We start from the raw sequence: 5181 nt of genomic DNA on the forward strand, positions 1-5181 counted from the left end.
CCTCGGCCATTCAGTGCTGATTTGTGATCGTGATGTATATATTGCCGTGTCCGGCAGCTCCAAAAAAGATTACTTAAACAAGTCAATCAGTGAAATGCTGGAAAGAACAATGGATCAGCGCAGCTCCGTGCTTGAGAGTGATGCGAAATCAGTACAGCTTGTGAATGGAATTGATGAGGACATGAATTCTTATACTGTCGGCCCAATTGTGGCGAACGGTGATCCGATAGGTGCTGTGGTGATCTTTTCAAAAGATCAGACAATGGGCGAAGTAGAGCATAAAGCCGTTGAAACAGCAGCTGGATTTTTGGCTCGTCAAATGGAACAGTAGGTCTTATTCCTTTCTTCGAAAATAGGTATGTAAAGAACAGCTCTCCTTGGGACGCTGTTCTTTTTCATGCGTGCCGAAAAAGGTATCCAAGGGTTGGGATGTGGTATAATAACCTCGTTTTTATTTGTGCCGCGGTAATACGTGAACCGTATTGCCCCTGACGTTGGGAAGGAGCTTTTGGATGGACGATTCAATAGGCGTTAAACGGCATTGGATTTGGCAGGGGGCTTTTGTTTTAATTCTGGCAGGCGTCATCACAAAAATTTTAAGCGCTGTTTACAGAGTCCCGTTTCAAAATATTGTCGGCGATGTTGGATTTTATATATATCAGCAGGTATATCCCTTTCTTGGTATTGCGGTCATGCTGTCCACATCAGGATTTCCAGTCATTATTTCAAAGCTGATGAATGATTATAGTGAAAAAAATCATCACACCATATTAAAAATATCTGCGTTGTTTTTGTCTTTAATCGGTATTTTATTATTTCTTTGTTTATATCTGGGTGCTGTTCCTATTGCACTCTTTATGGGAGATTCGCATCTAGCCGTGTTAATTCAAGTGGCCGCGTACGCGTTTCTGCTGTTCCCATTTGTCGCGTTGCTTAGAGGCGGTTTTCAGGGGCGGCACGAAATGCTCCCTTCAGCCTTATCACAGATGACAGAGCAGTTTCTGCGTGTTGCAGTGCTCTTGGGTTTATCATTTTGGCTCGTGAAAAAGGGAGCCTCGCTTTATACTGCGGGAGCGGCAGCCGCTTCAGGCTCTCTTGCCGGAAGTTTGGTTGCATTGATGATACTGGGGTTTTTTTGGTTTAAAACGAATAGAGACAACCAAACGGATAGGCAAAATGAAAATGTCATCACAACAAAAGAATTGACGAAAAAACTGCTTTTATATTCGGTTACAATTTGTGTAAGCAGTTTGCTGCTTTTGTTTATCCAGCTTGTTGATGCTTTGAATTTATATGCATTGCTTTCGGGTGGTGAGACAAGCGAAGAAGCAAAACGCCTAAAGGGGATCTATGATCGGGGACAACCCTTGCTGCAGCTCGGTTCAATTTTCGCGGTAAGCATTGCGACGTCACTCGTTCCGTATATTTCTATGGCTGTAAAAAACAATGAGCTGAAGATCATGAAAGAAAAAATCACGTCATCTTTGAAACTATGCCTTGTGCTCGGTACAGGAGCATCGGCTGGGTTGATTTGCATTCTAAAGCCGGTAAATATCATGCTGTTTCAAAATGGAGAAGGGACAGGTGCGTTACAAGTATTTAGCTGCTCCATTTTGTTTGCATCTATGGCGGTAACGGCAGCGGCAGTCTTACAGGGAGCGGGGTACACAGTTTTTCCAGCGATAGCGGTGGGCGCGGGTGTTGCGGTGAAATGGGTGTTAAACACACTTTTGGTTCCGCGCTATGGGATTGAAGGCGCATCGCTTGCGACAGCTGCTTCCTTTGCGGCTGTCGCCGGCCTTAACTTGTATCAGCTTCGGCAAAAGGAATGGCTCGATAAGCTTAGAGGCGTTTTGATTCCGATTATTGGATCTGCTCTTTTGATGTCAGCTGTTTTGCTTGCGTATACGCGTCTCTGGACTTTCTTGTTTCCTGCAACAGGAAGAGGAGCGGCTGTGATTGAGAGTCTTTCTGCTGTTGCCATTGGTGGCGCGGTGTTTATTTATTGTATGATGAGATTGGGAATATTTACAGATGAAGAGCTGAACAGTGTGCCATTCGGCAGCAAGTTAAGCAAATTCATGAGAAGGAGAGAACAAAATGGCGGGTAAAATTACAGTCGTCGGACTTGGTGCCGGAGACATGGACCAATTGACAATTGGTATACACAAGCTGCTGACGAAGGCAGATACGCTGTATGTCAGAACCAAGGATCATCCTTTAATTGAGGAGCTTGAAAAAGAAACGAAGAACATCCGTTTCTTTGATGATATATATGAGAAACATGATCAGTTCGAGGCGGTATATGAAGAAATTGCGGATACCCTCTTTGAAGCGGCGCGGCGTGAGGACGTGGTTTATGCTGTGCCGGGACATCCGTTTGTCGCAGAAAAAACAGTTCAGCTGCTGACGGAGCGGCAGGAAAAGGAAAACGTTCAAGTGAAAGTCGCGGGGGGACAAAGTTTCCTTGATGCCACATTCAATGCCTTGCAAATTGACCCGATTGAAGGTTTTCAATTTGTGGATGCCGGCACATTGTCTGCGGATGAGCTTGAGCTCAGACATCATCTGATCATATGTCAGGTTTACGACCAAATGACGGCTTCTGAAGTCAAGCTGACATTGATGGAGAAGCTGCCTGATGATTATGAGGTCGTCATTGTGACTGCAGCAGGCAGCCGTGGCGAGGAGATCAGGACAGTGCCATTATTTGAGCTGGACCGCAATGTCGCCTTGAACAACTTAACAAGTGTGTATATTCCGCCGATTAAAGAAGAGAAGCTGCTTTATCACGAATTCTCCACGTTCCGAAGCATCATCAGAGAGCTTCGCGGACCTAATGGATGTCCGTGGGATAAAAAGCAGACGCATCAGTCATTAAAGCAGTACATGATTGAAGAATGTTACGAGCTTCTCGAAGCTATTGACGAAGAAGACACAGACCATATGATCGAAGAGCTTGGCGACGTTTTGCTTCAGGTCTTGCTTCACGCGCAAATTGGTGAAGATGAAGGTTATTTCACAATTGATGATGTCATAAAAGGAATCAGTGAAAAAATGGTCAGAAGACATCCCCATGTGTTTAAAGATGTTAAGGTTCAGGATGAAAACGATGTTTTGGCCAATTGGGAAGATATAAAAAAGGCCGAAAAAAATACGTCTGAATCATCGTTACTAGACAGCGTACCGAAAACCCTTCCAGCTCTTTCGAAAGCTGCTAAATTGCAGAAAAAAGCAGCGAATGTCGGTTTTGACTGGGAAGACGTCAGCGATATTTGGGAAAAGGTAAGTGAGGAAATGAAGGAATTTTCTTCTGAGGTTTCTGAAGCTCCTCACGAACACAATCTTAAAGCTGAGTTTGGCGACATTTTGTTCGCGCTGGTGAATGTAGCCCGCTTCTACAAAATAGAGCCAGAGGAAGCGCTGACCATGACTAATGACAAATTCCGGAGACGGTTCTCGTACATTGAGGAAACAGCGAAGGAAGAGGGAGTCGAGTTGGCTGATATGTCCCTTGAGGACATGGACAAACTGTGGAATGAAGCAAAAGAAACTGAGAGGAGATCATAGATATGAGATTAGATAAATTTTTGAAAGTATCACGGCTGATCAAACGGCGTACACTAGCGAAGGAAGTAGCTGACCAAGGACGAATCTCTATTAACGGAAACCAAGCTAAAGCAAGCTCTGACGTAAAACCGGGAGATGAACTAACGGTCCGCTTCGGCCAAAAGCTTGTAACGGTTCAAGTTAATGAATTGAAAGACACGACGAAAAAAGAAGAAGCTGCAAACATGTACACGATTCTAAAAGAAGAAAAACTCGGCGAATAGGCTTGTTCTAAAAAAATCCCCTACCTCATACAATGCAGTAATAATGCTAAAAGTATCGAGGATATGGGGGCTGAATAGATGAATTCATATTATGATCAAAAAGGTTCTTCGTCTGTTCCGGAACAGCATGATGTGACAATGAAAGGCCGGAAGCATTTAGATATTTCTGGGGTTAAGCATGTGGAGAGTTTTGATAACGAAGAATTCCTGCTGGAAACGGTGATGGGAATGCTCTCCGTCAGAGGCCAAAACCTGCAGATGAAAAATCTTGATGTGGAAAAAGGGATTGTTTCGATTAAAGGCAGGGTATTTGATTTAGTGTACTTAGACGAACAACAAGGGGATAAAGCTAAAGGGTTTTTTAGCAAGTTGTTTAAATGACGCTGACGACACAATTCTATACAATGCTGGCGATGTCCGGTATGGGTCTCTGGCTTGGTGCTTCGCTTGATACATACCGGCTCTTTGTCATTCGTGCCAAAACAGCCAGATGGCTATTATTTATTCATGATATTCTTTTCTGGATTGTGCAAGGGCTGCTTTTCTTTTATGTCTTGCTTCATGTAAATGAGGGAGAATTCAGGATTTACATCTTTTTAGCGGTTCTGCTGGGCGTTGCGACGTATCAGAGCCTTTGCAAACGAATCTATATAAAAATACTGAAATTCGTCATTTACCTTGTTGTATCTGTTTATCAATTCTTCAAAAAACTCATTCAGCACGTGTTATTTCGTCCTATTGTGTGGACATGCGGAGCGATCATCTGGATGGCGGCATTTTTATTCAAGAAAACATACCGTCTTATTGGTTTTCTCCTGCTGTGTCTATATAAAATAGTCATGGTTCTGTGTTTTCCGATCCGTTTTATCGCGAAACAATGTTTGAAACTTCTTCCTGTGAAAATGCGTCTAACTTTTAGACGTTATTTTGAAAAAGGTGCAGGATTTCTCAAAAAGAAGAAGAAACTATTGATAACCATAAGAACGACCATTACACGGTTTTTGAAGAAATGAAAGGAGGACCGTCTGGTTTGAATTTTTCCAGGGAACGAACGATAACTGAAATACAAAACGACTATAAAGAACAAGTAGAACGGCAAAATCAGCTGAAGAATCGAAGACGCAAAGGGCTGTACAGACGGTTAACTGTATTCGGCGCCCTAGTATTCCTGACGGCAATTGTGCTGGCAAGCTCTGTATGGTCCCAAACATCTTCCCTTAGTGCAAAAGAAGAAAAGAAAGAACAGCTTGAAAAAGAACTGAAAAGTTTAAAGACAAAACAAACGGATTTAAAAGAAGAAATATCCAAATTGAAGGATGAGGATTACGTCACAGAGCTTGCCAGAAGG

Annotated in this window: 7 protein-coding genes; all 7 read left to right on the top strand. The window is 43.1% G+C overall.

Features of this window, described 5'->3' with window-relative positions:
* Positions 1–331 (top strand): stage V sporulation T C-terminal domain-containing protein (locus RAC86_RS35095; RefSeq protein ID WP_377886656.1); only part of this gene is annotated, 331 nt, incomplete at its 5' end.
* 181 nt (positions 332–512) lie between these two features.
* Entirely contained in the window at positions 513–2111 is a 1599-nt protein-coding gene (locus RAC86_RS35100; protein ID WP_038428268.1) for a putative polysaccharide biosynthesis protein, read from the top strand.
* Entirely contained in the window at positions 2101–3570 is a 1470-nt protein-coding gene (gene yabN, locus RAC86_RS35105; protein WP_038428269.1) for a bifunctional methyltransferase/pyrophosphohydrolase YabN, read from the top strand. Before RAC86_RS35100 ends, yabN begins: the two co-directional genes overlap by 11 nt.
* Before the next feature lie 2 nt (positions 3571–3572).
* The gene (locus RAC86_RS35110) at positions 3573–3833 is read left to right on the top strand and encodes an RNA-binding S4 domain-containing protein (protein ID WP_003226716.1); all 261 of its coding nucleotides are present in this window, start codon (positions 3573–3575) and stop codon (positions 3831–3833) included.
* 78 nt (positions 3834–3911) lie between these two features.
* Positions 3912–4214 carry a sporulation protein YabP gene (gene yabP / locus RAC86_RS35115; protein WP_003226714.1) on the top strand — a complete coding sequence of 101 codons (303 nt, stop codon included), beginning with the start codon at positions 3912–3914 and terminating at the stop codon, positions 4212–4214.
* Complete coding sequence (gene yabQ, locus RAC86_RS35120) at positions 4211–4846, top strand: spore cortex biosynthesis protein YabQ (protein WP_015253003.1); 636 nt, start codon at positions 4211–4213, stop codon at positions 4844–4846. The genes yabP and yabQ overlap by 4 nt, the downstream gene beginning before the upstream one ends.
* A gap of 17 nt (positions 4847–4863) precedes the next feature.
* Positions 4864–5181 (top strand): cell division protein DivIC (gene divIC / locus RAC86_RS35125; RefSeq protein ID WP_377886659.1); only part of this gene is annotated, 318 nt, incomplete at its 3' end.

The organism is Bacillus sp. LR_5 (genome assembly GCF_042709275.1).